This is a genomic window from Pedobacter sp. KACC 23697, from assembly GCF_045348445.1.
Taxonomy (GTDB): domain Bacteria; phylum Bacteroidota; class Bacteroidia; order Sphingobacteriales; family Sphingobacteriaceae; genus Pedobacter.
This window is the reverse complement of the sequence record NZ_CP157485.1, coordinates 403,764-429,605: the sequence shown is the minus strand read 5'-3', so window position 1 is coordinate 429,605 and position 25,842 is coordinate 403,764. Positions and strand designations below refer to the sequence as shown.

Annotated in this window: 24 protein-coding genes; 22 read left to right on the top strand and 2 right to left on the bottom strand. The window is 37.1% G+C overall.

Annotated features, from left to right (window positions below; all coding sequences use genetic code 11):
* The first annotated feature begins 21 nt into the window (after positions 1 to 21).
* The 20 genes from ABEG20_RS01585 (at position 22) to pepE (ending at position 20,045) form a co-directional block, all read left to right on the top strand.
* A complete protein-coding gene (locus ABEG20_RS01585; RefSeq protein ID WP_406827379.1) occupies positions 22 to 1,092 on the top strand; it encodes a hypothetical protein in 1,071 nt (356 codons plus the stop codon).
* 39 nt (positions 1,093 to 1,131) lie between these two features.
* Entirely contained in the window at positions 1,132 to 2,127 is a 996-nt protein-coding gene (locus ABEG20_RS01580) for a class I SAM-dependent methyltransferase (RefSeq protein WP_406825671.1), read from the top strand.
* An 89-nt stretch (positions 2,128 to 2,216) separates the two neighbouring features.
* Positions 2,217 to 3,461 carry a glycosyltransferase family 4 protein gene (locus ABEG20_RS01575; RefSeq protein WP_406825670.1) on the top strand — a complete coding sequence of 415 codons (1,245 nt, stop codon included), beginning with the start codon at positions 2,217 to 2,219 and terminating at the stop codon, positions 3,459 to 3,461.
* Positions 3,462 to 3,489: 28 nt separating this feature from the next.
* Entirely contained in the window at positions 3,490 to 4,425 is a 936-nt protein-coding gene (locus tag ABEG20_RS01570; RefSeq protein WP_406825669.1) for a glycosyltransferase family 2 protein, read from the top strand.
* A complete protein-coding gene (locus ABEG20_RS01565) occupies positions 4,422 to 5,399 on the top strand; it encodes a glycosyltransferase family 2 protein (protein WP_406825668.1) in 978 nt (325 codons plus the stop codon). The genes ABEG20_RS01570 and ABEG20_RS01565 overlap by 4 nt, the downstream gene beginning before the upstream one ends.
* Complete coding sequence (locus ABEG20_RS01560; RefSeq protein ID WP_406825667.1) at positions 5,396 to 6,103, top strand: hypothetical protein; 708 nt, start codon at positions 5,396 to 5,398, stop codon at positions 6,101 to 6,103. The genes ABEG20_RS01565 and ABEG20_RS01560 overlap by 4 nt, the downstream gene beginning before the upstream one ends.
* 3 nt (positions 6,104 to 6,106) lie before the next feature.
* Positions 6,107 to 7,249, top strand: a complete 1,143-nt coding sequence (locus ABEG20_RS01555) for a glycosyltransferase (protein ID WP_406825666.1) — start codon at positions 6,107 to 6,109, stop codon at positions 7,247 to 7,249.
* Positions 7,250 to 7,340: 91 nt separating this feature from the next.
* Entirely contained in the window at positions 7,341 to 8,318 is a 978-nt protein-coding gene (locus ABEG20_RS01550) for a glycosyltransferase (protein WP_406825665.1), read from the top strand.
* Positions 8,319 to 8,335: 17 nt separating this feature from the next.
* Positions 8,336 to 9,331, top strand: a complete 996-nt coding sequence (locus tag ABEG20_RS01545) for a glycosyltransferase (RefSeq protein WP_406825664.1) — start codon at positions 8,336 to 8,338, stop codon at positions 9,329 to 9,331.
* A 1-nt stretch (position 9,332) separates the two neighbouring features.
* Positions 9,333 to 10,055, top strand: coding sequence for an FkbM family methyltransferase (locus tag ABEG20_RS01540; RefSeq protein WP_406825663.1), 723 nt, complete (start codon positions 9,333 to 9,335; stop codon positions 10,053 to 10,055).
* Entirely contained in the window at positions 10,055 to 11,275 is a 1,221-nt protein-coding gene (locus ABEG20_RS01535; RefSeq protein ID WP_406825662.1) for a hypothetical protein, read from the top strand. The genes ABEG20_RS01540 and ABEG20_RS01535 overlap by 1 nt, the downstream gene beginning before the upstream one ends.
* Positions 11,265 to 12,572, top strand: a complete 1,308-nt coding sequence (locus ABEG20_RS01530; protein WP_406825661.1) for a glycosyltransferase — start codon at positions 11,265 to 11,267, stop codon at positions 12,570 to 12,572. Before ABEG20_RS01535 ends, ABEG20_RS01530 begins: the two co-directional genes overlap by 11 nt.
* Complete coding sequence (locus ABEG20_RS01525; RefSeq protein WP_406825660.1) at positions 12,569 to 13,834, top strand: glycosyltransferase family 4 protein; 1,266 nt, start codon at positions 12,569 to 12,571, stop codon at positions 13,832 to 13,834. Before ABEG20_RS01530 ends, ABEG20_RS01525 begins: the two co-directional genes overlap by 4 nt.
* The gene (locus tag ABEG20_RS01520; protein ID WP_406825659.1) at positions 13,824 to 15,236 is read left to right on the top strand and encodes an exosortase Y-associated Wzy-like protein; all 1,413 of its coding nucleotides are present in this window, start codon (positions 13,824 to 13,826) and stop codon (positions 15,234 to 15,236) included. Before ABEG20_RS01525 ends, ABEG20_RS01520 begins: the two co-directional genes overlap by 11 nt.
* Before the next feature lie 53 nt (positions 15,237 to 15,289).
* On the top strand, positions 15,290 to 16,522 hold the full coding sequence (locus ABEG20_RS01515; RefSeq protein ID WP_406825658.1) for an XrtY-associated glycosyltransferase XYAG1: 1,233 nt from the start codon (positions 15,290 to 15,292) through the stop codon (positions 16,520 to 16,522).
* Between the two features lies 1 nt (position 16,523).
* Complete coding sequence (locus ABEG20_RS01510) at positions 16,524 to 17,384, top strand: glycosyltransferase family 2 protein (protein WP_406825657.1); 861 nt, start codon at positions 16,524 to 16,526, stop codon at positions 17,382 to 17,384.
* 13 nt (positions 17,385 to 17,397) lie between these two features.
* Positions 17,398 to 17,979 carry an exosortase Y gene (xrtY, locus tag ABEG20_RS01505; protein WP_406825656.1) on the top strand — a complete coding sequence of 194 codons (582 nt, stop codon included), beginning with the start codon at positions 17,398 to 17,400 and terminating at the stop codon, positions 17,977 to 17,979.
* A 22-nt stretch (positions 17,980 to 18,001) separates the two neighbouring features.
* On the top strand, positions 18,002 to 18,556 hold the full coding sequence (locus ABEG20_RS01500) for a WcaF family extracellular polysaccharide biosynthesis acetyltransferase (protein WP_406825655.1): 555 nt from the start codon (positions 18,002 to 18,004) through the stop codon (positions 18,554 to 18,556).
* 196 nt (positions 18,557 to 18,752) lie between these two features.
* Entirely contained in the window at positions 18,753 to 19,148 is a 396-nt protein-coding gene (locus ABEG20_RS01495; protein ID WP_406825654.1) for a hypothetical protein, read from the top strand.
* 201 nt (positions 19,149 to 19,349) lie between these two features.
* Positions 19,350 to 20,045: a dipeptidase PepE gene (gene pepE, locus ABEG20_RS01490; RefSeq protein WP_406825653.1), complete on the top strand. Its 696-nt coding sequence runs from the start codon at positions 19,350 to 19,352 to the stop codon at positions 20,043 to 20,045.
* A 136-nt stretch (positions 20,046 to 20,181) separates the two neighbouring features.
* Here the strand turns inward: pepE and ABEG20_RS01485 are convergent, their stop codons facing one another.
* Positions 20,182 to 21,453 carry an MFS transporter gene (locus tag ABEG20_RS01485; RefSeq protein WP_406825652.1) on the bottom strand — a complete coding sequence of 424 codons (1,272 nt, stop codon included), beginning with the start codon at positions 21,451 to 21,453 and terminating at the stop codon, positions 20,182 to 20,184.
* Positions 21,454 to 21,905: 452 nt separating this feature from the next.
* Between ABEG20_RS01485 and ABEG20_RS01480 the strand changes: the two genes are divergently transcribed.
* Both ABEG20_RS01480 and ABEG20_RS01475 read left to right on the top strand, forming a co-directional pair.
* Entirely contained in the window at positions 21,906 to 22,661 is a 756-nt protein-coding gene (locus ABEG20_RS01480) for a hypothetical protein (protein ID WP_406825651.1), read from the top strand.
* Between the two features lie 536 nt (positions 22,662 to 23,197).
* Positions 23,198 to 25,471, top strand: a complete 2,274-nt coding sequence (locus tag ABEG20_RS01475; RefSeq protein ID WP_406825650.1) for a GH92 family glycosyl hydrolase — start codon at positions 23,198 to 23,200, stop codon at positions 25,469 to 25,471.
* Between the two features lie 77 nt (positions 25,472 to 25,548).
* Here the strand turns inward: ABEG20_RS01475 and ABEG20_RS01470 are convergent, their stop codons facing one another.
* The gene (locus tag ABEG20_RS01470) at positions 25,549 to 25,836 is read right to left on the bottom strand and encodes a hypothetical protein (RefSeq protein WP_406825649.1); all 288 of its coding nucleotides are present in this window, start codon (positions 25,834 to 25,836) and stop codon (positions 25,549 to 25,551) included.
* Positions 25,837 to 25,842: the final 6 nt, after the last annotated feature.

Here is a 25,842-nt window from a genome sequence, read left to right as displayed (position 1 = left end):
AATGCTGCTGGAGGAAGTATTGTGTTATACCGGCACTTGAAAAGATTTGAACAGGAAGGTTATGAGGTTACCTTTATCAATTGCAGTCCGGTTGATCATGGAAATTCCAACTTCAGACAAATTAATCTCAAAAAAAAATTCTGGCACCCGCCTTTAAGAAAAGTTACTCCTTTGTTAACCAGGGTAAGAACACGTTTTCAGGCAAAATCTTTAATCCAAACTTTTAACTTTACCAAAGGTGATATTTTAATCGGTTTATTAGAAGATTATGTAAGTTACTTAATCTGTTTTCTGGCTAAACAAGCTGATATCCCCTTTTATTTATTTTTCCATGATGATAATATTTTTAACCGGTACTTTAAAGAAAACATCCTCACTAGAAAACAAATCAACAGCATAATTGAAAATTGCAGGCATTTTTTTGTGGTTTCAGAACCAATGAAAGAGGTGATTTCTCTTCATGGCGGGAAAAATGTATCTGTCATTTATCCCATACCTGATGGTGCCTTTGTTGCCCATGGCAAAAGAATAAAACCCGAAAAATTCACTTTTGCTATTTCAGGTATGTTATTACCCTATTTTTTTGAAAAAACAGTCGAAAAAATTAATGATGCAGTTGAAGAAACAGATACAAACCTTACGCTGATCGGTTCTTTTAATCAGGAATACAAAGATTCCTTACAACATAAAATCAAAATTTCTATATATCCAAGATTTGAAAAGCTTTATGACCTGTTCAAATTCCTGGTAGAAGAAACAGATGTAATTATTGTTTTTTATTCTTCAGATACAAATGAGGAAATCAGATCAAGATACAGTTTCCCAAGCAGATTTGTTGAATTCTGCCACCTAGGTAAGCCAATATTGATCATCGCACCCGAATCAGCTGCAATCAGTAAATGGGCCATTAAAAATTCCTGGTTAAGCTATGTTAACAATGAAACAAAAACGGATCTGGTAGGAGTCATAAATAAACTTAAAAATCCGGATTTTAGATTAGCATGTATTAAACAATGCCAGTATTTTGCAGAAAAGGATTTTAATCCGATGATAATACATAACAGGCTAAAATTATTAATAGAAAATAACTGAGTCCGTTAAAATGGACATTAAAGCCTATTTACACCTAAAATGACCAATGATGTTTTCAAATCCTTAATCCCGCTTTTCGAGCAAAAGTCTAATGTGGATTCGATAAGGGATTTTCATGAAAAGGTTAACCTTACCTTCCATAATATTGAAGCAAAATATTATGATAAGATCCATGCTGAAATGTGGATTAACCTTCCCGAACAGATGGAACGCATGATTGACCATCTTTTTGACTGGTTCGACAAACAGAATATACAAAAAATAAAAGTTTTGGATCTCGGTTGTGGAACAGGTCTGGCTGCACAGCTTTTAATAAATTCTTTGGTTGGCAGAAAAATAGCATCTATATTTCTGTTAGATCCCTCCCATGTTATGCTTCAGAAGGCCAAGCAGCGTTCACTAAAATGGAATATTCCTGTAAATTCAGGCTGTGGATACATTGAAGACGTGAAAGAAAAATTCGATCTCATTATCACTTCTTCCGTTCTGCATCATATTCCAAATATTCCGCAATTCATTTCTAACATAGAAAATACATTAAATGCAAACGGCGTTTTTATAAGCCTGCATGATCCCCTTGCGGAGGCAATCAATTCGGAAACTTACCAGAATAGAACAGCACGCCTTAATCAGGCTATAAGGGTTAATTTTCAAAACAGAACGCTTAAACAAAGGATTACAGGAAAAATTAAGCGTATATTAAAGGGAAGTATTAAACCGGAAACCTATATCGCAGAGGTAAATCAAGAACTGATACGCTTAAATATAATTAAAACCCATCTTACTCCAGCAGAAATGTGGAGCATTACCGATATCCACGTAGAAGGGCTACCCTATTCTGCCAATAATGGCATATCTTTAAAAAATCTTGAAGAGTCGGCAAAGGACCTTTCGCTGGCTTATTTTAAAACCTATTGTTTTTTTGGCAAGTTGAAATCTGATTTGCCAGAAGAATATAAAGCTGAAGAAGATGACCTGACTTTAACTGACGATAAATTCGGCAGAAATTTTAATAGCATGTGGATCAGGAAATAAACCGTTTAAACATCCTTTTCATTCTACCTGAATACTATCCTCATTCCGGTGGAGGGATTTCGACATATTATCTGCAACATATCGATTTTATGAGGTCTCATGTTGCAAAAATTAAAGTCGTGGTAGGCAGTGCATATACCCAGTCCTTAGATAGCTTTCTGCATCATGATATAGAAGTCGAATACCTTAAACCCGAACTTTTCCAGAAATATCTGGATCAGTTTAAAAAATTTGATTTTATACCGCACTATAAAAAAGCAATTGCCTCCGCATGGGCCATGTGGGAGCAGGTTAACGCCGGTGCAGGTTTTGATTTGGTAGAATGTACCGATTTTGGACTTGGCTTTATTCCCTGGCTAGTTTACCACAATATTCCTGTTGTAACCCGTTTGCATGGAAGTTCTGGGCAGATTGATCTATATGAACGTGAACTTCAGGAAATTTTGTTTGGAGACCAATGCCGGCAAACAGAATTTTCCTTACTTCAAAAATCAGATGCACTGGTTACTCATAGTCAATCTAACTTTACATTCTGGCAAGATATTTTTCCTCATAAACAGATTAATCTCATCTCACCATTATTTAAAGCAGATTCTACTCCGGCCAAATTTATTCAAAAGGAAAATTTTGCAATTGTATGCAGCCGTATCCAGAAATGGAAAGGTCCGGATATGCTATGCAAGGCGGTGAAAGTATTACCTAAACCATTATTGATCAACTGGTATGGGCGCGACACCATGTTTACCGAAAGCTTATCCCTATCAGATCAACTTCTCGAAAAATTCCCTGAAGTATGGAACCGTATAATAGTTCCCCAGGGTCAAGTTTCCCATCATCAGTTAGCAGACATTCAAAAAAAAGCGAAATTTGCCATTATTCCATCAACTTGGGACATGTATAATTTCACTTGTCTGGAATACATGAGTGTTGGCACGCCAGTAATCTGTTCGGAAGGCGCAGGTGTTTCATCACTTATTGAAAATGGAGTAAATGGTTTTAAATATGCTTCCAATGATCATTTAGCGCTTGCATCGTGTATAGCTGCTGTTAATGATATGAATCAGGTTGCATACGAAAAGATGACCAGCGAAGCATTGAAAACTGTTAAAAACCTGATGCATATAGATATTGTTAAAGACAACATTAATTTACTGGTTCAGGCGATCCAAAAATTTGAAAAAATTGCGCCCAATGTATTTAATCAAGCATTATATCTGCCATCAGATAAAAAATACACCATCGATATTGTTCTAAATCAACAACCATTAGGTAAGCTTTTAAAATATATCGGCAAAAGATTGAAAAATAAAATCATGCGCCAAAGTAACGGATGAAAAATGTAGTGTACAGCTATTTGCATCAATGAAATCTCTAGCACTTTGCATACCTGCTTATAATGCTGCCTGGTGTTTACCAAGATTGTTAATATCGGCCCAAAATCAACATATAAAGTTTGATGAAATTTTGGTATACAATGATTGTAGTTCGGATAATACCCGGGCCGTGGCTTTAGCATATGGTGCAGTTGTTATTGACGGCGATGTGAACCGGGGTTGTTCTTTTGGTAAAAACAAACTTGCCGAATTGGTAAAATCTGAATGGATCCATTTTCATGACGCAGATGATGAATTGCTTCCAAACTTTACCACACTCGCTCACCAATGGATGAATAAAGAGGAATGTCCAGAAGTGGTTCTTTTTAATTATGAGTATCGGGATTACGACACCAATAAATTTATCAGTTTAAGAAAATTCGATAAACACATGCTCGAAACCGATCCAATTAAATATGCCATCACAGAACAGATTAACCCTTTTTGCGGTCTTTATCATAAAACTGCATTTCTGAATGCCGGAGGTTATGATCTAGATCCCAAAGTTTTATACAATGAAGACTGCGCCCTGCATATCTCGCTTGCGCTTCACCAACTTCGCTTTTCATGCGAAGATGAAATAAGCATTATCAATTACAGGATTAATAATTCCATGTCGCAAAGCAACAAAGACAAATGTTTTCAGGCCCAGTTTTATGTAATGGAAAAAACAGCTGGTACCGCTGCTCCTGCCTATTATAAAGATATAGCAAAAAAATTTATAGAAATCGCGACTAATCTGGCCTCAATAAATAATTGGGAAAAAACTAAAGCCTCGTTAATGTTTGCAAAAAAATTAGGCATAAGTTCTGTAACTGTAAATGGGAACATTCTGTTTAATGTAGTTAGCAAATTTAGTCCATTCGCCGCTTTTTGGATCAGAGAAAAAATGATTAGGTTATTAAAACCCAGGTTCAGAAGATGAAAAAACCATTGGTTTCAATAATTATCCCTGCTTATAATGCAGCAAACCATATCGCAGAAACTATACAATCAGCAATTAACCAAACCTGGACAAATAAAGAAATTATTGTAATTGATGATGGATCGACAGATGAGACGCTCAAAATCATAAAGTCATTTGATAACCAGGTGCTAAAGGTTTTTCAGCAAGCCAACAAAGGTGCTGCCGCCACTAGAAACAAAGGACTATCAGAAGCAAAAGGCGAATTTATACAGTTTTTGGATGCAGATGACATTCTTTCTGCCGATAAAATTGAAAAACAGGTGTTAGCCATATACCACTTAACCGATGCTTTAGCCTTATGCAGCACCATTCATTTCGAAGATCAAAAGCTACATACTTCATTTTCACCTTCTCCTTACGAAGAGGATTTTCTGAAAACAAGTGATGAACCAGTTAAGTTTCTAATCAAACTCTGGGGAGGATTTGATGGAAAAGGATCGATGATCCAACCTAATGCATGGCTAATCCCTATGCCGCTGATCAGAAAATCAGGACTATGGAACGAGGAACTAAGCTTAGATGACGATGGCGAATTTTTTACCAGAATAATATTGAATTCAACAGGAATAGTAAAAGTGGATGACGTGTTTAATTATTACAGAAAATTTAGCGGAAATAACAACTTGAGTTCATCACGAAGTTATGACGCATTTAATAGGAACTTCACATCTATTCTCTTAAAAAGAAATGAACTTTTTAAATACTCTATGGATGAGTATGCAAAGCGAGCCATTGCCCGACAGCTTATTTCACTTGCAGTTGCATGTTATCCAAGATATATAAATTTGACAAAAAAAATCATTAAAGAAATTAACAAACTAGGAAAATACAAATACGCGCCAATAAGTGGAGGACCAATAACCAGAAAAATATCTGTTGTAATGGGCTGGAAAACCGCAAGACTAATACAATACATAATTAATCAAAAATGATCGCAATCGTAACATCCTGCATTCACCCGATTCAGAAAGACGGCCTGCCTAAAAGTAGTGTCTCAGTAGCAGACAGGGAAATGCAAACGATTAAAAGCTTAACTGAACTCAGAAAATTTGGTTTTAAAAAAATTATTTTAATTGATAATTCCATCAGTACTTATGATTATGCTAAAATAAGATGTAGTATCTCAGATCATTTACAAATTATATCTTTTAGGCAATACCAGTTTAAAAACAAGGGTATAAATGAACTGCTAATGCTGTTAGCCGTTTTAGAAGAAATACCTGATGACGAATCGATTTTTAAGATTAGCGGAAGATATTACCCTGTAACCGGTTTCTCAACAGCCTTTAATTTATCACACGATTTTAAAATAAAGACCTACAATTACCATCATAAAATTGGTTCCATATCAACAAGAGCTTATTTTGTGAAGAATAAGATAATTTACAAAGCATTTTTATTGAAGGTATTAAATGAACTATTTACTTATCCGCATCGGATTGTAGGTATAAGAAGTTTTTTCAGCAAAATTTCAGCTATTTTAAAACCAGATTTTAATCCTAAATTAAATATTTCAATTGAGTTTGCCGGGGCAAGAATCTTAAAAAAAGATGGATACAAAGTAGAATTAGTTGAAAGAATGGGTATAGAAGGTATCATAGCCGGTGCAAATAAATACGAATTTATTCAGGAGTAATAGATGACCATATTTTTAGCTTTTCTGCAGTCGCCTCATCAATATCCGATCGCAGCTTATAGCTTTTGGGAATACTATATTAAAAATGGGATTAACGAGGCTAAATGTAATTGGATAGAATGTGAAGAAGTGGATTGGGCGAGAGGTTTAATACCCCAGTCAAAAGATCAGCTGGAAGAATGGAAGAGTTTTTCGTGGGAAAAAACTGTAAAGTATATAAAAAAAAATAAGCCAGACTTATTTTTAAGCTATTTATATCCCCAGCAGATAGATGTACTGGCAATTTCCGAAATAAAAAAAATGGGTATTCCGTGCGTTAACTTCTTTTGTGATAACATTAGAATGTTTAAACGCGCGCCCAAAGAATATGCAATATTTGATTTAAATTGGGTTCCCGAATATATGGCAACCACACTTTATCAAAATGCCAAATATCCGTATATCAATCTTCCGATGCCTATGTGGGTCGATTATCAATATCGTGCTCAACCTGCAATAGAAAAAAATGAAATTTCATTTATAGGCTCAAAGGATATCCAAAGGCATTTATTTTTCGAAAAGCTGGTAAAGGAATATCCAAATCTTGAGCTCAATATTTGTGGTACAGGGTGGTTGGAACAAAATGACAACAATCAGGAATTGCGTAATTTCATCTGGAAAAAGGCGAAAAATCAAATTGATTTTATTTCCAGATTTGGAATTAAAACTTATTTAAATAAATTAAAGGATAGCAGAGTTCATCCTGTATTATCGAACGAACTGAAACGCAGATTAAAAGCAAAACCAGATTTTAACAACTATATTAAAATAACTCGTGAAAGCTTGATTACCCTTGGTATAAACCGGTATCCAAGCTTTGATTATCCAATCAACAGGCCAAATACATACTCGCGATTGAGAGATATCGAGGCCCTTATGTACGGTGCGTGTTATTTAACCGAATTGGCGCCAGGCTTAGATCAAATTTATGAGATCGGGAAAGATATTGATGTATTTTCAAATCCTGCAGAACTTTACGAAAAGATTACAGAACTCGAAAAAGATGCCAAAAAGAGGGAAATGATGAGAATAAACGGCCAACTAAAAGCTTTGCATACTTTATCCATACCCAATTCAATAGCTAAAATAATTGCGTATTTTAAATAACTCAATTCTTCACCTGGAGTTCGAATTTAACTTTTCAGTGTACTTTTAAATAAAAACAATTACTAAAATTTAAAAAATAAAGTATTTCAAATTGGCGGGCAGACTCATCATATACTTTAAAAAACCAAATTTAAAAGACCGATGGTTTTGGGGGGATCGTTATTTGCGGTTACTGGTTCATTTTTTCAGAAAAAAAAATATTAGCAGTTTAGAGCGTGTTTTTATAAACCTTTGCAAATCCCTTAAAGTAAAAGAAATATCATACATTAAAAACTTACCCTTTAATAAAATCAGGGAAGAAGATAAAATCATTGTATTGGGGATAGGTAAAAATGTATTGAAAGGCTACAATAGAAAGAACAAAATTATAGCTGGAATAGGTTTAATGACGCATCCAAATGATTGGCCAACCTTGTTTAAAGATTATCCAATAGCAGTTTATCTGCAACATTCTGCATGGACTGCCAATATTTATAGTAAATGGTATGGCGAAAATACCTGTAAAATTTGGCCGGTTGGAATTGATACCAATTACTGGCAACCCCATAAGGCAGCCGAAAGAACTCATGTTCTTATTTATGTAAAGTTCTTATGGCATCAGGAACAGCATAAAAAAGAACTCCTTAATCCGATTATAGATTTTCTTGGTCAAAATGCCATCTCCTATCAACTCATTACCTACGGAGATTACCATATCAAGGCATATAAAGCGTTATTAGCTCATAGTAAAGCCATGATCTTCTTATGCGAGCATGAAAGCCAGGGGCTTGCCTGTCAGGAAGCAATGGCTATGGATGTGCCGATTTTTGCATGGAACCAAGGCCTTTGGTTAGATAAAAACCTCTTGGCTTGGGGCGAAACCGAACCTGTTGCAGCCAGTTCAGTTCCTTATTTCAACTCAACCTGCGGTGATACATTTAAGGATTTTGGAGAATTTAAACTTGGTTTTACAAGTTTTTACACCAAAATCGAGCATGGCTTATTTAGGCCAAGAAACTATATTTTAAATCATCTCACTTTAGAGAAAAGTGCAGAGCGAATGTTAACCATCATTAACGAAGTATATTGATGAAAATTCTGCTGATCATGGATCCAGGAATTGCAGTGCCTCCACCTGATTATGGTGGCCATGAAAGATTGGTGTACATATTTGCAGAGGAGTATACTAATTTAGGACATGAAGTAACCTTATTGGCCGGACCAGATTCAGTCATCTCTGGGAAGGTATACACTTTTGGTGTAAATCATCTACAAAGATCAAAATGGCAAAAGACAAAGGAATTGCTCTTTGTTTGGAAGTTTTTATATCAAAAACGTAAACAATTTGACCTTATTCATAATTTCGGCCGATTAGCCTATCTTATTCCAATATTAAATAGTTCTGTTAAAAAAATAATGACCTATGGTAGACCTGTTGCACAAGCGGGAATTAAAAAGATAACTGCTATGGCCAATCAGCATTTGATATTTACAGCTTGTAGTGATTATTGTGTGGGTACCGGCAATGTGGCCGGAAGATGGGAGACAGTTTACAATGCCATAGATTTCTCCAAATATCAGCTCCGGGAAAATGTTGAAGCCAATGCCCCACTTATGTTTTTAGGCAGATTAGATAAAATTAAAGGACTACATACGGCTATAGAAGTAGCAAAAACGACTAACAATCAACTCTGGATTGGCGGAAATATTCCTGATACAGCAGACAATTATCGATATTATAAAGAAATATTAGAACCTCAATTTGATGGTGAGCAGATTATCTATTTAGGCGCTTTAAATGATGAGCAAAAAAATCATTACCTGGGGAAAGCGAAGGCATTGCTATTTCCAATTGAGTGGGATGAGCCCTTTGGTATGGTAATGATCGAAGCCATGGCCTGCGGAACACCCGTAATTGGCTTTAAAAGAGGTTCGGTACCTGAAGTAATTACAGATGGCAAAAATGGTCTTATTGTTAAAAATAAAAAAGCCATGATTCAGTCCTTACAAAAAATTACATCTATTGATCGAACTGCCTGCAGGGCAATTGCTTTTAAAAAATTCGATATCTCAATTATTGCCAGACAATATCTAAATCTATAAGATGTTCAAAAAACTCGTATCCAGATTTATACCTAACAAATTTATTCAGAAGCTAAAAGATGATTTAGGCGTGCCCTCACAACGGAAAAGTTTGGAGTCACTAAAAAAATTGGGCTTTTATCCTAATTATGTACTCGATATCGGTGCTTATGAAGGAAATTGGGCAATAGATTTCAATCAAACATTCCCCAAGTCTAAAATCATGATGATTGAAGGTCAACCGCAAAAACAAGAGATATTACTGCAAAAGAAAAAACTGCTTCCGGATTCTGAAGTCAAAATTGCGTTGTTAGGGGCCGAAAATAAAACAGTTGAATTCAATATTTATGATACGGCCAGTTCGGTTTATAAGGAAGATAACGAAACGGGAGCGTCGATCGAAGAAATGGAACTGCAATTACTCGATGATATTTTATCAACTACTGTTTTTTGCAAGCCAGATTTTATCAAGATAGATACCCAAGGTTTTGAACTGGAGATACTTAAAGGCGCTACAAAAACGCTTCAATCAGCGAATGCTGTTCTATTGGAAGTTTCATTTCTGCATATCTATAATGGTGCACCTTTGGCTGCCGAAGTGATTGCATTTATGGAAAAAAATAATTTCTTGATCTACGACATTTGCTCGTTGATGAGAAGACCTTATGATAAAGCATTATTTCAATCGGATTTTCTTTTTTTACAAAAGGATTTTTACTTAAGGTCTTCAACTAGGTGGGCCTAATGCAAAAAATAGTACTTGTTACCTCTGGTCAACCGTCACTTAATCCGCGTTTAGTGAAAGAAGCAGATAGTTTGTTTGAAGCGGGGTACGATGTTACAGTTGTCTATTTATATTGGAACAATTGGGGGACTGATTTAGATAAGCAATTACTATCGGAAAAAAAATGGAAGTCAATCCGAGTTGGGGGCGATCCAAAAAGCGCCAAATGGATATACTGGCTAAGTAGAATAAGACACAAACTTGCTCAAGTATCTGCATCTAAATTTGGCTATCATTTTGGCCTACCTGAACAATGCATTGCAAGAGGCAGTCTAAATCTTATGCGTAAGGTTAAGGGTTTTAAAGCAGATTTATATATAGCTCATAATCTAGGCGCATTACCAGCAGCTATATTGGCTGCCAAAACCAACCATGCTAAATGTGGTTTTGATGCGGAAGATTTCCATAGGCAAGAAGTTACTAATAATAACCATTCAAAAGATTTTAAACTCAAAAAACATATCGAGGACAAATATCTGCCAAAGGTAGATTATCTAACTACTGCTAGTCCCTTGATCAGTGAAACTTATAAAAAATTATATCCTGCAATTCATCCAGAAACGATTTTGAATGTTTTTCCATCTGAAAGTAAACGCTTAAAAAAGAAGAAAAAAAATCTGAAACTATTCTGGTTCTCTCAAAATATTGGAAAAAAAAGAGGTTTAGAAGAAGTAATAAGTTCCTTAGCTTATCAAGAGAATGTTGAATTGCACTTACTTGGTTTTAGCATGCCATCAATCAAGGAGTATTTCAGAAAACTATCAGAACAAAGTTGTTTTCGTCCTGAAAATATCTATTACTATTCTCCTATTCCGTCAAACGAAATCATAAAATTTGCTTCTCAATTTGATATTGGTTTGGCTACTGAAACAGGGATACCCTTAAATCGAGACATTTGCTTAACCAACAAAATATTCACCTATATACAATCAGGTCTAGCTATCATTGCATCTGATACGTCTGCGCAAAAATGGCTCTTAGAAAGCTACCCAAAAATGGGCTTCATATATAACAAAGCAGAGGTTAACCATTTAACCAGTATCATTCAAAATTATTTATCAAATCCAGAATTATTGGAAGAACATCAGGCCAACGCTTCGAAATATGCCCATGATGATTTAAACTGGGAGCACGAAGAGAAAAAATTCCTTAAAAAGATTGTAGGTACTATTGGCAAATAAACGACTTTTAATTATTTCTCCCTACTTCCCCCCTGTTAATGCGGCAGACATGCAACGCGTTAGAATGAGCCTGCCTTATTTTAAGGCCCTTGGCTGGGAAGCAGAGGTAATAATGGTACATGAAACCTATGTAGACATGGTTAAGGATACTTTGCTGTTAAAGGCTATACCGAATGAAATAGCTATACATAAAGTAAAAGCTTTACCTAAAAAGTGGACTAGTAAATTTGGTTTGGGTAGTATTGCCTTAAGATCTTTATGGTATATCCGGAGAAAGGGTAATCAATTATTAAAAGACAAAAATTTTGATCTGATTTATTTTTCTACTACTCAGTTCCCTGTTTGTATCTTGGGCCCATATTGGAAACGCAGATTTAATATCCCTTACATCATCGATATGCAAGATCCCTGGCATTCCGAATATTATCAGTTCAAACCAAAAAAGGAGCGCCCCAAAAAATATTGGTTTTCTTATCGGCTCAACAAATACCTGGAGCCAAAAGCATTAAAAGATGCAGACGGGCTAATCAGCGTTTCTAAAGCCTATATTGATACCATACACGAAAGGTATCCGATATTGAAGGAAAAACCAACATCAATCATTACGTTCGGTGCCTTTGAGCCAGATTTTGATATTGCCAAATCAGCAGAATATGATTCGCCCATGATATACAACCAAGATGATGAGCTTAAACACTTGGTATATGTAGGCAGAGGGGGCAATGACATGAGTTTGAGTTTAAATCTTCTTTTTAATGCCTTCGCGCAAGGACTAAAAAATGAACCGATATTATTCAACCAGTTAAAGATGCATTTTATTGGCACAAGCTATGCACCAAAAGGGAAAGGAATTAAAACTGTTGCGCCTTTAGCCGCCCAGATGGGTTTAGCTGATTATATCCAAGAACATACTGATAGAATCGGTTTTTATGAAAGCATTAAATACCTTCAAAATGCACACGGCTTAATAATTATCGGATCTGAGCAGGCTTCTTACACCGCATCTAAACTCTATCCATATATATTAGCAAATAAACCCCTTCTGAGTATCTTCCATCAAGAAAGCAGTGCCTATAAAATTCTTTCAAAGTGTCAGGCTGGTCAGGTAATTGATATCACTCAAGGATCAGCGGCTGTCTATCAAACTTTCAGGTCTTACATTGAAGATGTTTTTAGTTCAAAGCAGCCATTAATAAATTGGGAGGCCTTCAAGCCTTTTAATGCTTCTTATCTGACAGCAAAACAAACAGCAGTTTTCGAGCAGGTTATCAATCTTTATAAACAAACTAGATTGTGAATAAACTAGCTATCATTACCACGCACCCTATACAATATTATGCGCCGGTATTTAAACTCCTCGCTGAAAAAATACAGCTAAAGGTATTTTATACTTGGGGCAATCAATCGGTTGCCAAATATGATCAGGGCTTTGTAAAGCAAATTGAATGGGACATACCGCTGCTAAACGGCTATGATTATTTGTTTTTAGAAAACACCGCTAAGGATCCTGGCACACATCGTTTCAGCGCCATCTTTAATCCTACGTTGATTAAAGAGATAAATGATTTTAAACCAGACGCTATTTTAATTTATGGCTGGGCATGGAAAAGCCACTTAAAAGTTTTACATTTTTTCAAAGGTAAAACTCCGGTTTATTTTAGAGGCGATTCTACTTTACTTGACCAACATCAAAACTTCAGGCGTTTATTAAGAAAATATTTTCTTAAGTGGGTTTATAAGCATATAGATAAGGCATTTTATGTTGGCACAGCTAACAAAGCCTATTTTAAGCGTTTTGGCCTGAAAGACGATCAATTGATTTTTGCACCGCATGCCGTAGATAATGATAGATTTGCGAATGGAAATATCTTAGAGGCTGAAGTGCTTAGAACACAACTGGGTATTAAAATTGATGAAATTTTAATACTTTTTGCGGGCAAGTTGGAGCCAAAAAAAAATCCAGAACTTTTATTGGATGCTTTTATAGATCTTGATTTAAAAAATTCACATTTGCTTTTTGTTGGAAATGGGATGTTGGAAGAGCGGCTAAAAATAAAAGTTAAGGGGTTAAGGTTCAGCGGTGAGGGCTTAACCGAGAAAGTTCCGTTCGGATATGTTCAGGATGACAGTAAATTTAGTTCAGAGTTGAGGGCTGAACGTTTGAAGGAAAGTGTCAAAAGTAGGATCCACTTTATAGATTTTCAGAATCAAAGCCAAATGCCTGTTGTGTATCAAGCCTGTGATTTATTCTGTCTGCCTTCACAAGGCCCCGGAGAAACCTGGGGATTGGCGGTTAACGAAGCCATGGCAGCCGGAAAAGCAATCCTGGTATCGGATAAAGTTGGCTGCGCGACTGATCTGGTTAGTCCTGGAATTAACGGAGAAATATTTAAATCAGGAGATTTAACTGATCTGAAACAAAAACTTAAAGTATTCACTGAAAATAAAAATAAATTAGCCCAAATGGGACTGGCTTCACAAAAAATCATCAAAGATTGGTCTTTCGAAAAACAAGTGAACCAGATTATTGAGGCCATTCAAAATAAACATGCAAAATAACAATCCTACAAAACTGATATTAACGTTATACTTGCCGGTTTTGATTTCTTATGTATTGATCAATAGCCCGATTATATCATATTTTGTGGCCTGGTTTGGTTCGCTTTTTATTTTTTATACCACCATATTATCTCCTGCAGCCATTATTAAAACCGATCTGCCTATCCATAAACAAATCATGCGACCCATATTTCTGCTGCAACTCATTTTTGCCGGTTTTATGTGCGTTACTTCTGTATTTTACTTTATGGATCACTTAGGATACCGGTATTTAACCGAGATTAACTACGGTTCCCAGTTTAAAGAAAATGAGCAAACCATGTTGATTGCCAGCTGCCAACGCATGAGCCTATTGGCCCATGCCGCATTGGTTACCGGTATGCTGTTGGTTCAAAAAAACAGCATTAAAATTAAAAGCACAAAAACTTTTGATAGTGATGATTTTCTCATCTGGCTCGGAATCATTGTATTTGGTATTGGCTCATTAACCCAACGGTTCCCTAGTCTTAATCAAATTGCCATCCCGCTCACAATAGTCGGTATATCATGTGCTGCAGTATTATTTGTTAAAGGGGTTATTACCAAGAACGTTAAATACCTTGGCATTGGTGCCAGCATTTTTATCGTTAACTTTTTGCATGCCTCCTTATCAGGATATAAAGAACCGATTATCATCAATGTGATCGTGATCACCTGCGTATTTTTTCCATACTACAAAAAGCTCATTCTTTATTTAGCTATCCCATTGGTTTATATACTTCTTTATTTTTTACCTACCTACAACAATACCGTCCGGCAAAGCTGGAGCGGTGAGGTAAGTGCAGAGGAGGCACAGAATCAGGCATTTGAAAATCTGGATTCAAAAAACAAGGAACAAATCGAAGAAACGAATTGGAGTTTTTTAACAAGAAGGCTGAGCGAAATAGAAATGTTCACCCAGTTTGTTGACTATGTACCTAGTCATCATTCATATTACGGCTGGGAGATAGTAGAAAACTCTTTAGAGGGGCTAATTCCAAGAGTTGTGTGGACCGGAAAACCCAATATGGAAACGATTTCGATGCAACGGGTTTACGATGCTGGTGTAGCTAATCCATTATCGATGGTTTCCGCAAAAACACGACCTGTGGTAGATGCCTATTTAAGCTTTGGTATACCTGGTGTCTTCTTTTTAATGTTGCTTTATGGCATGTTGGTACAACATTTATCAGATAAAGCCGAGGAAATATTTGGTGGTTACGAATTGGGCTGCGTTATCATGTTCAATAGTATTTTTCAGGGGCTTTGGCGGGGTAACAACTTCGAATTTATGTTCAACAACATTTTTTGGGGCTATGTAATTATGTGGTTTTTGTTTGCCTTGCTGAGGACAATAAAAGTATTAAAGCCGGTATTTGATTAGCCTATTGAAAGGGTTTAGGGGTAGATGGTTAGCAGATTAAAGTATTATAGAAATTGAAAGTAATTCACATCACAGCTTCTTATAAGCCAGCCTATATTTACGGTGGGCCGATACAGAGCGTGGGGAAATTGTGTGAGGCTTTAGTCGGGTTAGCGCTGAGCGGTGAGGGATTAGGCGTTAATGATGTACAGGTATTTACAACTACAGCCAATGGGACAAAGGAGCTAGATGTAAAAATTGGCATTCCTGTTTTGATCGATGGCGTAAGCGTTACCTATTTTAAGCGCCAGACAAAAGATCACAGCCATTTCTCACCTGGGTTGCTATCAGAACTAAGGAAAAAGATTCTTCGTTACCCTCAGGATGACAGTAATAATAAAGTATACAAACGCCAGACGCCAAACGCTAAACTCATAATACACATCCATGCCTGGTGGAATTTAGTTTCGGTACTGAGCTGCCTCGTTGCAAAATGGTATGGCGTTCCTGTGATACTTTCTCCCCGAGGCATGCTTACTTCATACACGCTCGGCAACCGTAATTCATTGTCCAAAACAATCATTCATATACTCCTTGGAAAACAATTATTAAAATACTGCCATATCCACGCCACCAGCGAACAGGAAAAGAAAGATATCCTTAAAATAATTACACCAAAAAGCATTACTGTTATTCCTAATCTGGTCAGTTTTCAATTTCCAGTTTCCAGTACTCATACATCCAATAGCGATACACTTCGTCTGCTCTTCCTCTCCCGTATTGAAGAGAAAAAAGGGCTTGAACTACTTTTTGAAGCTTTGGCAATAGTAAATATCCCCTGGAAATTAACTATTGCAGGTACAGGAAAAGTAGAGTATGTGCAGAACCTTAAGCTAAAAGCAGAAAAATTAAGAATTCATCAACAAATTTCCTGGATTGGACAGGTAACAAATGAGGATAAATTTAATTTATTGGCCAGGCATGATTTAACAGCCCTCACCTCTTATAATGAAAATTTTGCCAATGTGGTGGTAGAAAGTTTAAGTGTAGGTACACCTGTAATAATCAGTAAATTTGTCGGTTTGGCTGATTATGTTGCAGATAAAAACCTGGGCTGGATAACCGGACTAAATACTGAAGATATTAAAAGCGGAATCCTTTCGGCATATCAGGATATTAAAAAACGAAAAGAAATCAGATCCACTGCGCCTTTTTTAGTGAATACTGATTTTAACGATGATACCTTGGCCAAACAATATATAGAATACTATAAAAAAATTCTGGCTACACAATGGCCCTTAACCTAAAATGAATCCGAATTTTAGCTTTATTATTTTAACTTTTAATGAGCAAATCCACCTGCCCAGATTATTAGCATCCATTAAAGCACTACAGGCAAAAATATTTATTCTGGATAGCGGAAGTACTGATGAAACTTTGAAAATTGCAGATAGTTATGGTGCTGAAATAAGACAGCATCCATTTATAAATCACCCGAAACAATGGGATTTCGCCTTAAAAAACTTTAAAGTAAAAACCCCCTGGACCATTGGCCTGGACGCGGATCAGATGGTAACCCCTGAGCTTTTTGAAATGCTCGCTAATTTCAATGAAGATGAACATCGTGATGTTAACGGTATTTATTTTAACCGGAAAAACATTTTCCAGGGAAAATGGATCAGGTTTGGCACCTATTATCCTTTTTATCTTCTGAAAATGTTCAGAACAGGAGTTGGTTTCTCTGACCTGAACGAGAACATGGACCACAGGTTTATCGTTCCGGGCAAAACCGAAATCTGGAAAAAAGGCTGGATTTTGGAAGAAAACCTAAAAGAAAACGACATTTCATTCTGGAAAGCCAAACATGAACGTTATAGCGATCTGGTAGCACAGGAGGAGATAGAAAGGATATTGAAACTGCGTACGCAAAGTTTAAAGCCAAATTTATTGGGCAGCCCTGATGAAAAGCGGGCCTGGTTAAAACAATTATGGTGGAAACTTCCATTAGGATTTCGCCCTTATCTTTACTTTGGCTACCGGATGTTTTTTAAACTCGGTATATTTGAAGGTCGCACCGGAATTAAGTTCCATTATCTGCAGGGTTTCTGGTTCAGGAAAATGGTAGATAGAAAAATCAAGGGAATAAAAAAGCAGAAATTATATTTATAAATGCCGACAAAATATGAACCCAGAACAAGCTAAAAAAGAAGCGAATAAAAAAGCCATCAGGTTTTTGGTTGTACTTTTTATATTGTACATACTGTTTAGCCAGGGCAATTTGTTTATGCACAGTGTAATAACACCTGGTTCAAAATTCTACAATGCCTATATTGCCGATCATTTTAACTATATCCAGGGCTTAAAAACAGCATTAATTGTACCGGCAGTATGGATGATTAAAGCATTTGGCTTTTATGCCATTTATAATGAGATGGATGTAATGGTGGTTGCCGGACCATACCTCAGAATCAACTATTCTTGTCTGGGTCTGGGTGTAATGAGTTTTTTAGCTGCATTTGTACTCGCATTCCCAGCTTCATGGAAATCGACGCTTAAAATGTTGTTTATCGGTATTTTAACCATTTATATACTCAATATACTACGCATTGCAGGGTTGGGCATTTTAATGGCCGTTTTTAAATCACAGCGGAACAATTTCACCTATCACCACGAAGTTTTTAATATTATTGTGTATATATGTGTGTTTACCATGCTTTATTTTTGGATTAAAAGAAACAATAAATCAAAAACAGTTCAGCCATAAGTGGCAATACTAAAAGACTATTTTGTTAAAAACACAACTTCATAAAAACTTTGACACGGGCGATTTTAAAATTGGGGCCAGCAAACTGAAGCAATTGCTTTGGTATTTTACCAACGTTTTTTTATTTAAAAGTGGAATAATGCCGGTTAGTTCCATACTGGTTGCATTGCTGCGATTATTTGGAGCAAAGGTTGGTAAAGAGGTACGCATAAAACCAGGTATTCATATTAAATACCCCTGGAAACTCGAAATTGACGATTACAGCTGGCTGGCAGATTGTTACATAGACAACCTGGATGAAATAAAGATCGGTAAAAACTGCTGCATTTCACAAAAGGCAGTTCTCATCACCGGAAATCACAATTATATCAATACTGGTTTTGACTTAATAACCGGCCCTATTGTGCTCGAAGACGGCGCCTGGATTGGTGCCAACGCCACAGTTGGCCCTGGTGTAACTTTACATAGTCATGCTGTTTTAACTATGGGAAGCGTAGCGACTAAAAACTTAATGCCTTATAGCATTTATCAGGGTAACCCTGCAATGAAGGTTAAAGATCGTGTAATGAAAGCTTAATAGCATATTCAGCATAAAGGCATGATGCAGATGGCTAAACAGCAACCCTCATTTTTCATAGTTAATTGCCACTTATTGACAAATATCAATAAATAAAGATTTCTTTAACCTTCAAAATTACTTCAATTAAAAAATTATCAGGACATTTGCATCATAAGTCGCCTCAAACCTATTTAAGTTGGTAAATTTCAAATTAATGAAGAATAAGTATTCCTTATCCTCCAAACTTATTTTAATTACATTTTTAATCGGGATAGTAAACTTGTTTTTCTATGATTATGAGAGTACGCAGGAATTTGTGGTACTTATCTTTATCCTGATGATGCGTTATATTCTCTTTATCCTTATTAAACGGCGGTTTGAATGGAGTAAATACCTTTTAGTATTCATCATTTTAAGAAGTATCTATCGTTTATGGGTTGTGTTTGCAGATGCAGATGCCGTCCCGGTTACCAAAATAAACCTGATATTGCAATTTGTGATGTCGGTAATGGCCTTTGCGGTCCTCTTTATTTTCCCAAAAATGAAAGACTGGATGAATGACAGAAGGAAATATTTTTCTCCAACATCAGTAACAAATCCGCAGCATTAGTTTATCGTATTTTCTGAGCACAACGTCTACTACCTTCAAGCAAAATCTTGCCTGATCAATTTATTTTTAATTTTTCTTTAATCAGGTATCTTTAGCAACATGAAATCAATAATCATTTGCTGAAAAACTGTTATATAAAACGCTCCTGACTAAATAGTTATTTCAACGAAAAAGCCTATAATTGCCCATAAAGCAAACCATATGAATGCCATACTCGCCTCTACCTCCACGCTGTTCGGCGGCAATTACCTCGAATACCTAAAAGATGAGCTAATTACGCTCTTTGCAGGAACAGATGAAATTATATTCATCCCTTTTGCAAGACCTGGAGGTATTTCTCATGAAGCGTATACGATCAAAGCACGAGATTTTTTCTCCCAACTTAATATCAGCGTTAAAGGCCTGCATGAGTTTCAAGACCCGATTAGTGCGATCAATAAGGCCAAAGGTTTTTTTACTGGCGGAGGTAATACATTTCTACTGGTAAAAACCCTTCATGAACTCGGGCTAATGACACATCTTAGTGAAAACATCAAAAAGGGCAAACCTTATTTGGGTTGTAGCGCCGGAAGCAACATCGGCGGGCTGAATATGAAAACTACCAACGACATGCCAATTGTATATCCTTCTTCCTTTGAATGCATGGGCATGGTTCCTTTTAATATCAATCCCCACTATCTAGACCCAAATCCGGAATTAAAACACAACGGAGAAACAAGGGAAACCAGGATTATGGAATTTTTAACACAAAACAACATCAAAGTTATAGGCTTACGCGAAGGCAATTGGATCAGGATATTGGATCAAAAAATCACTACAGAAGGCAGTGAAAACACCAGGATTTTTGAAGCAGGCAAAGCCCCATATGAATGCCCGCCTGGCAGTTCGCTATTATAATGTATTGAATAAGGATAAAGCCATCCAAAAATAAAACTTAAATAGCTACAAGTGATGATAAATTTGACATCATTAACTTGTAGCTATTATTATATCTAAAATTTTTGAAAAAATCGTCTATACAGTAATCCCTTAATTAGGCTACCACAGCATTCGTCTTTTTTCGTGAACGCAGGTAGATCACCAATCCGCCAAAAGCCACAATCAATATGATGGGGATAATTAATGTAGCCCGTAAAATTTCAGGCCCGGCCTGATTTTTTGCATTGGCCAGCGCCAGTGCATATTCAGAATTTTCAGGAGCTTTTAAATACGCATCAAACGAGGCACCAGCAGGTAGATGTTTAACAATCAGGCTATCGTAGAAACTACCCATAAACATGGTATAAATGGAAACAGCAAACATCCCGGCACCGCCCATTAAGTTTAAGCCAAGTGCGCCTGATTTGGGAACGTTTTCAGCCACAAAACCGATCATAGTTGGCCAGAAATAACATACACCTATCCCAAAAACGATTGCCGCGAAAAAAACTGAATTTCCCGTAAAAGTGCTCAGCATGTAAAGTCCGGCTGCAGCAAATACGGCAGATAAGAGCAGTACCCCCTGAGGAGCAAGCCGGTGCACCACAGGCTCGGCAAAACCACGGCCAATTACCATAATCCCCGTTGTAAGCGTAAGTAACAAAATGGCATTGTCTGTTACGTTTTTAAGCAATAAACCGATCCATTGCCCTGTAAATAACTCCGTAATGGCCGTACCGAACATGCAGATGAACATAAAAATAAACAGTGGAGAAAGTACAGCTTTATACATATCTGAACTGGAATAGCCAGACGATACCCTTTCGGTAACGGGGAAATCCAACTTTGAAAACAGGTATCCGTAAATTAAAGTTGGAATAATCATCATCGCCACCTGCACCTTCCAGCCCAATCCGAGATGAACAAACAGGGTAACCAGCAATGTACCGATTACAATACCACCAGGAAACCATAAGTGAAAGTGATTTAATTTGGTGGTTTTATTCTCCGGATATAAAGCGGCAACCAGCGGATTACAGGCAGCCTCTACAGTACCGTTGGCAATACCAACAAGCAGCGTAGATAAAAACAGGCTCCAATACCCCTGTGCAAAAATAGTAAGGATAATACCGGCCAGGTGAAAGATAAAAGCCATGACCAGCAAACGTTTCATGCCGATCATGTCGACTACAAATCCTCCAACCACAATGGCGAGTGGAAACCCCCAGAAGGCAGCAGCTGTAATAGTGCCCAATTGAGCGGTACTTAATTGAAAATCGACCCCCAGCTGGTTCATGATCCCCGCACGAATACCGAAAGAAAGGGAGGTGACGAGTAATGCAAGGCAACTTGCCCAGAATAGTTTTGTGGTTTGAATGTTAAGCATGAGCTAAGATTTAGGTTATAGTTGGTTTTAATTTCAGCATAAAGAAAGATTTTGAGAAAAAAACTCATTTGCAAACATCAGGTACTGTTGTTTTAACAGGAAGCCAGGTCGATGATTTCTCTAACACCTTGGGTAAAATTTTCAGGCAGGAAATGTGCCGGTTTTTAAACCAGTCTGCTAATTTAGTGAGTTGGCGCTCCTCCATTTTTGGAATATTTGGTTTTATAACACCAAAAAACAGTGTTATGAGTAGATGATGATCGTTAAATGCTATAATAATAAACAATTGAATCGATTAATGCAATGGCTGATGATAAACTTTGTTCTTTTACCTGTGAGATCTGATCGACGAAGTGATCGAAGAATACGTTTATGTTACGGAACGATAAATTTGATTTTCTCCGTGTTAATCTATAAATTGAGGCGGAATCTTTGAAACTCCAATAAACGTTATGAAAAGATATCTTTTTATTATCCTTTTAGCCATCTCCTTTTCTGTTCAGGCACAGTCTAACGTAGCAAATTATAAATATATCATTGTGCCGGAGAAATTCAGTTTTCTTAAACAAGTTAATCAGTATGGCTTAAATACCCTTACCAAAACTTTATTTGAGGAAAAGGGCTTTACGGTTTACTTTGACAACACCGAAATACCACAAGAAATCGCAGCTGATAGATGCAAAGCCCTGGTAGTAGAACTCCAGGAAAAAAACAGCATGTTTGTAACTAATGTCTCCATTTTACTTAAAGATTGTAGAGGCGCTGTAGTTATAAAAAGCAATGAAGGTAAAAGCAGAGAGAAAGAATATAATACTTCTTATAATCTGGCACTGCGGGACGCTTTTACATCCTTTAACGATTTTAATTATGTAGCTGATCAACCAACAACCGCAACCAGCACAGTACCACTGCCGGCCACTACTAACGCAGAGACCAAAACCGTGCCTGTACCTGTTGATCAAATTACGACCAATAAAACAGAACAACAGGAGGCGCTATTATATGCACAGCCCGTTAGCAACGGCTACCAACTCATAGATGCGACACCCAAAATTATAATGACTTTACTAAAAACCTCTATAGCGGATTGTTATATCTCAAACAACGGCAACGCAAACGGCATCGTTATAAAAAAGAATGGCAATTGGTTTTTTGAGTACTATAAAAACAATGTGCTGGTTTCTGAAAAGTTATTGATTAAATTTTAGTAGTTACAGTAATTAGTAGCGCGTAACTTCTAATCCACTCGAAACTTCATATTGAGACTAGCTGTTGGTCAGCTTGACGAGGTAGTGAAATAATTTGTTAGGCATCTATACCAAACTTTTCGACTACTTGTACAAAACTTGTGGAAGCTCAGGATGATAATTATGCATTTATAATGTAGATTTTAAATTCTTTAGTCGATAACTAAACTGTATCGGTATAATTGAGGATGCCGCGAAGTTTTGCCCATCATCACATCTTATCTACAAACAACAACAAATATTAATTAAAATTTGTCTGCACCTTGCAAAAGCAGTATAATTTACCGGGATAAAAACGTAAGCACGCCGAAATAGGGACGAACTTTTTATGTATTTTTTTTGATAAACTGATCCCTTACATGAGATTTAATAAATCGTTTTACTACTTTGGGCATCTTAAAAATATTTACATGAGTAATGATAAGGATACCCTCATTAACAGCTAATACTGTTTTTGAAAAGTATTCTTTTTTCTAAATCAAATTGAAAGTCCTGACATGAAAAAATATACCTATTTTGTACTAACCACAATATTTTTACTAACAGTTGGTATTAATCTTGCGCTTGCTCAACCAAAAAATCAGCCCGTAGACTACGTTAACCCATACATTGGCAATATCAGCCATTTACTGGTCCCCACATACCCAACCGTTCACTTACCGAACAGCTTATTAAGGGTTTACCCGGAACGTGATAATTTTACCAGTAATACGATACATGGTTTACCTGTTGTGGTTACCAGTCACCGGGGCAGTTCCGCCTTTAATTTAAGTCCTTTTCAGGGCGAGCTTAAAAATGCAGGCAACGTAATTTCTTATGGCTACGACAATGAGGTGATTAAACCTTATTATTACCAGGTCGATCTGGATGACAATGGAATTAATGTACAGTTTGCTCCTTCTCATCAATCAGGCATATATGCACTCCACTTTTCGCAGACAAATATTCCGGCTTATCTTATTTTGAACAGCAAAAACGGTGAATTAAAGGTAAGCCAAAATGTGGTAAGTGGTTTTCAGAAACTGGATAATAATACCAGGGTTTATCTTTATTTGGAAACTGATTTGACACCTGTTGAATCAGGAATGCACAGTGGAAATAACATAAATCCGGGGCAACAGTCTGCTTCCGGTCGTAATGCATATCTTATTTTAAAATTTCCTGCTCAAACCCGTCAGCTTAGTACCCGATATGGCATATCATTTATTAGCGTGGAACAGGCAAAGAATAATCTCCGTCGCGAAATTAAGGATTACAACCTGAATCAGGTGGCGCAGACGGGAAGAAGTATCTGGAATGCCACGCTTGGAAAGATTCTGGTAACGGGTACGGATGAAACAGCAAAAACCATATTTTACACTTCCCTTTATCGTACTTATGAAAGGATGATCCGTTTATCTGAAGATGGAAAATATTTTAGCGCTTTCGATGGAAAAGTGCATGAGGATAATGGCGTGCCATTTTTTACTGACGACTGGATTTGGGATACCTATCGGGCAACACATCCGCTCCGCGTGATTATTGAGCCAAAAATGGAAAGTAACATGATTAATTCTTATCTGCGAATGGCTCAACAGATGAACGACCATTGGATGCCAACTTTTCCGGAAGTAACCGGCGATAGCAGAAGGATGAACAGCAACCATGGTGTGGCTACTATAATTGATGCTTATAACAAGGGTTTAAGAAGTTTTAACCTTGAAGAAGCCTACCAGTATTGCAAAGCAGCCATTACAGAAAAAACCCTGGCGCCGTGGTCGTCAAAAAAAGCAGGTGTTTTAGATCAGTTTTTTAAAGATAAGGGCTATTTTCCTGCTCTACCTCAAGGCGAAAAAGAAACTGCAGCAGAGGTTCATGGCTTCGAAAAACGCCAACCTATAGCGGTAACGCTCGGTACGGTTTATGATGAATGGTGCCTGGGCAATATCGCCCAGCAGCTGGGTAAAACCGAAGAGGCAAAACACTTTTTAGATAAAAGTACCAGCTACCATACGGTTTTTAATCCCGAAACCAGGTTTTTTCATCCTAAGGATGCGGAAGGCAGATTTATTAAACCGTTAGATTACCGTTTTTCGGGAGGACTTGGTGCCAGGGAAACTTACGATGAAAACAATGGCTGGCTCTACCGGTGGGACGTACTGCATAACCTCGGGGATCTGGTGAATATGATGGGCGGCAAACAGGCCTTTGTTGATGAACTGGAGAAAATGTATAATACCCCGCTTGGTAAAAGCAGGTTTGATTTTTATTCACAGTTACCCGACCACACCGGAAATGTTGGTCAGTTTTCGATGGGTAACGAACCCGCCATGCATATTCCTTATCTTTATAATTATGCCGGTCAACCATGGCGAACACAAAAAAGGGTAAGGAGTTTACTAACCCAGTGGTTCCGTAATGACCTGATGGGGATTCCTGGCGATGAAGATGGCGGTGGGCTTACTTCTTTTGTGGTATTTTCGCAGATGGGTTTTTACCCGATAACCCCGGGCTTACCCATGTATGTGATTGGTAGTCCGACTTTTGCCAATGTCAAACTAGATTTGGGAAATAACAAAAAATTTGAGTTGAACTGTATAAACTATTCTCCTGAAAATAAATACATTCAGTCTGCTAAACTGAACGGTTTGGTATGGAATAAATCGTGGTTTACTCATGAGGATTTAATGCAGGGGGGCAAATTAGAGCTGGTAATGGGCAAACGGCCAAACAAACTTTGGGCAGCGGATGAGGCTTCCCTACCACCTTCATTTAAAATGCCTGCAAAATAAGGTCGGCATCATTTTGGTATATCTTCCACAGCTAAACCACTGTAGTTTACCATTAGTTTAACTAATTTACGGTATGCTTATAAAAAACGCTGTACCAATTCTTCCCACTCCTGCTCCAATGATAATTGTGGCCTTTTCTCGCCAGCTTTAGCATACCAATAATCTGCATTCCAGATATCGCCTTCTTTACGGTGCAGGTAGGCGTGAATGCGGGCAGAGGCCAAATCGCCTAAATGATCAATCAGGTTATGAGCGGTATTCCAATCTCCTTTTGCATCGTACCAGAGTGCCCGCAGCTGAACCGACAAATGGCCATCAGGCCTGTCTTTTTCTAACAACTTTTTAAATTCAGCTATATTCATCATTAACAT

Coding starts and splice junctions, on each gene's coding strand:
- ABEG20_RS01575 (WP_406825670.1), top strand. CDS start 2,217: ATGAGGTCTCATGTTGCAAAAATTAAAGTCGTGGTAGGCAGTGCATAT.
- xrtY (WP_406825656.1), top strand. CDS start 17,398: ATGAACCCAGAACAAGCTAAAAAAGAAGCGAATAAAAAAGCCATCAGG.
- ABEG20_RS01520 (WP_406825659.1), top strand. CDS start 13,824: ATGCAAAATAACAATCCTACAAAACTGATATTAACGTTATACTTGCCG.
- ABEG20_RS01470 (WP_406825649.1), bottom strand. CDS start 25,836: ATGATGAATATAGCTGAATTTAAAAAGTTGTTAGAAAAAGACAGGCCT.
- ABEG20_RS01495 (WP_406825654.1), top strand. CDS start 18,753: ATGAAGAATAAGTATTCCTTATCCTCCAAACTTATTTTAATTACATTT.
- ABEG20_RS01565 (WP_406825668.1), top strand. CDS start 4,422: ATGAAAAAACCATTGGTTTCAATAATTATCCCTGCTTATAATGCAGCA.
- ABEG20_RS01540 (WP_406825663.1), top strand. CDS start 9,333: ATGTTCAAAAAACTCGTATCCAGATTTATACCTAACAAATTTATTCAG.
- ABEG20_RS01475 (WP_406825650.1), top strand. CDS start 23,198: ATGAAAAAATATACCTATTTTGTACTAACCACAATATTTTTACTAACA.
- ABEG20_RS01535 (WP_406825662.1), top strand. CDS start 10,055: ATGCAAAAAATAGTACTTGTTACCTCTGGTCAACCGTCACTTAATCCG.
- ABEG20_RS01560 (WP_406825667.1), top strand. CDS start 5,396: ATGATCGCAATCGTAACATCCTGCATTCACCCGATTCAGAAAGACGGC.
- ABEG20_RS01510 (WP_406825657.1), top strand. CDS start 16,524: ATGAATCCGAATTTTAGCTTTATTATTTTAACTTTTAATGAGCAAATC.
- ABEG20_RS01485 (WP_406825652.1), bottom strand. CDS start 21,453: ATGCTTAACATTCAAACCACAAAACTATTCTGGGCAAGTTGCCTTGCA.
- pepE (WP_406825653.1), top strand. CDS start 19,350: ATGAATGCCATACTCGCCTCTACCTCCACGCTGTTCGGCGGCAATTAC.
- ABEG20_RS01480 (WP_406825651.1), top strand. CDS start 21,906: ATGAAAAGATATCTTTTTATTATCCTTTTAGCCATCTCCTTTTCTGTT.
- ABEG20_RS01580 (WP_406825671.1), top strand. CDS start 1,132: ATGACCAATGATGTTTTCAAATCCTTAATCCCGCTTTTCGAGCAAAAG.
- ABEG20_RS01570 (WP_406825669.1), top strand. CDS start 3,490: ATGAAATCTCTAGCACTTTGCATACCTGCTTATAATGCTGCCTGGTGT.
- ABEG20_RS01555 (WP_406825666.1), top strand. CDS start 6,107: ATGACCATATTTTTAGCTTTTCTGCAGTCGCCTCATCAATATCCGATC.
- ABEG20_RS01545 (WP_406825664.1), top strand. CDS start 8,336: ATGGATCCAGGAATTGCAGTGCCTCCACCTGATTATGGTGGCCATGAA.